Raw genomic sequence first — 2,584 nt, 5'->3', positions numbered from 1 at the left:
ATAAAATTATATTTAAAAAAATAAAAAATATTGATTTTTTTATATAAATTTGTTGAAATAAATATGAGAAAAATGTATAATAGTACGTGACATTTTCAAAAATTTAGAAATATACTTAGACCTTTTAAAGATCGAACTGATAACTTAGGTTTAAGAGAAAAAGTCATAATTTTGGAGTTCGATTTTAAGATAATTTTAGTGTATACGAAAATGAAAGGAGAAATTTTCTTTTTATAAAGAAATGAAGAAAAATGAAAAAGTTACTTACAGTTTCGCTATTTTTAGCAAGTGTTAATTTAATTTATGCAGAGAATGAACAAAGTGCTGATACTAGAGGAATATCGGAAAAAATAATTCAAAATACTAAACCGGCAGCACAACCTGCACAAAAACAAGCAGGATTTTGGGATTTTTATGAAAAGCAGCAGGCAAAGCTTTTGAAGGAAAATGATAGGGCATTATTTGATGAACTCAGCACGAATGTTAGAGCACAGGATGATTTTTATAGTTATGTAAATGAAAATTGGGAGAAAAAAACAAAAATACCTTCAACAAAGCCAGCTTGGGGATCTTTTTATGAACTTAATGAAAAAAATCAAGATTTTTTACGTAATTTAATAAAGGAGCTAAAAAATAAAACATCATTAACTCCCGATGAAAAAAAGGTTGTAACACTTTATGACAGTTTCTCTAATATGAAAAAAAGAAACGAGGAAGGATTAGCACCTATTAAAAAAGATTTAGAAAAGATAAATGCAATACAAAATATTGAAGATTTGAAGAAATACAATGTAGAAGTTACAAAATTTGGAGGCTCTGAATTTTATGGCTGGGGAGTAGGAACAGACCTTAATGACTCTAAAAATAATGCAATTTATTTAGGAAGTGCTGGACTAGGGTTGTCAAGAGATTATTATCAAAAAGATACTAAAGAGAATAAAGCAGTATTGGAAGAATATACTAAATATGTTAGTGATATGTTAAAATATTTAGGAGAAAGCAATACTCTTGAAAAAGCAAAAAAAATAGTTGCTTTTGAAAAAGAAATAGCAGGAACCTTGATGACAAATGAAGAACGTCATGACGTAAAAAAATACAATAATCCTTTAAAAGTGACTGATTTAGCTACTTTATCTAAAAATGTAGATTTAGCACAATATTTGAAACAGCTTAATGTAAAAACTGATAAAGTAATAATAACAGAACTAAATTATTTTAAAAATTTGGATAAATTTGTAAATAATGAAAATATTAACGTAATTAAGGATTACATGAAATATAATTTAATTAGTTCTTCAGCTGGACTTTTAAATGATGCAATTAGTTTGAGAAGTTTTGAATTTTTTGGTAAATATTTAAATGGACAAAAGGAAAGAGAAATACTTGAAAAAAGGGCATTAAACTTTACAAATGAAACTTTAGAAGAAATAATTGGTAAAATTTATATTCAGAGAAATTTCTCTCCAGAAGCTAAGAAAAATACTCAGCAAATGGTTGAATATATTAAAAAAGCTATGAAAAATAGAATTGAAAAACTAGATTGGATGAGTGCAGCAACTAAGAAAAAAGCGCTTGAAAAATTATCGAAAGTTACTGTCAAAATCGGATATCCTGACAAATGGAAAGATTATAGTAAAATGACAATCTCAAGCGAGGATTCTTTGTATGACCAAATGAAAAAAATTAGTGAATGGGGATATAATGAAGAAATGACTAAAGTTGGTAAACCAGTAGATAAAACGGAATGGCATATGTCTCCGCAAACAATAAATGCTTATTATTCGCCAACAAGTAATGAAATAGTATTTCCAGCAGGAATATTACAATATCCATTTTATGATTACAGCAGATTAGAAATGGCCAGCAATTTTGGAGCAATAGGATCAATTATTGGACATGAACTTACACATGCATTTGACGTATCAGGAGCAGAATATGATGGAGACGGAAATATAAAAAACTGGTGGACGACTGAAGATAAAATGAAGTTTGATATGGCTACGAAAAAACTGGAAAATCAATTTTCAAAATATACAGTTGGAGATGGAGTATATGTTAATGGAAAATATACATTAACAGAAAATATTGCAGATTTAGGAGGATTAAACCTTGCTTATGATGCATTCCAATTATACCTTAAAGATCATCCAAATTCTACAAAAGCTTATTCAGACACTGTAAATAAATTATTCTTTTTAAGTTTTGCAAGAATGTGGAGACAAAAATCGACACTAGAATATTCAAAAAATCTAGCAAAAACTGATTCACATTCGCCAAATATTTTCCGTGTAAATGGGACTTTAGAAAATGTGGATGCTTTCCATAAAGTATTTGAAACAAAACCAGGAGATAAAATGTATAAAGCTCCAGAAGATAGAATAAAAATCTGGTAAAATGATTAAATAACAAAACAAAAATTATCTTGACTATATCGAGATAGTTTTTTTATGCTCTATTTTCCCCATATTTTCCCCAATAAAAAAGCCGCCATTTATTTTGGCAACTTACTTTTTCAAAAGAAGAAAATCTATCTAATTTAATTATACACTATTTTCATTAAATGTCAATTTTATTGCAATATGCG

1 protein-coding gene is annotated in these 2,584 nt (G+C 27.8%); it reads left to right on the top strand.

All coding sequences use genetic code 11. The annotated features are described in order from the left end of the window. Positions 1–251 precede the first annotated feature (251 nt). Positions 252–2,393, top strand: coding sequence for a M13 family metallopeptidase (locus Q0370_RS09005; protein ID WP_299574869.1), 2,142 nt, complete (start codon positions 252–254; stop codon positions 2,391–2,393). Positions 2,394–2,584 lie beyond the last annotated feature (191 nt).

Origin of the sequence: uncultured Leptotrichia sp. (genome assembly GCF_938036635.1) — a bacterium.
Taxonomy (GTDB): domain Bacteria; phylum Fusobacteriota; class Fusobacteriia; order Fusobacteriales; family Leptotrichiaceae; genus Leptotrichia; species Leptotrichia hongkongensis.
This window is presented reverse-complemented; position numbering and strand designations above follow the sequence as displayed.

What these genes read in the sequence shown, in the direction of transcription:
- Q0370_RS09005 (WP_299574869.1), top strand. Translation starts at nt 252, where the DNA reads ATGAAAAAGTTACTTACAGTTTCGCTATTTTTAGCAAGTGTTAATTTA.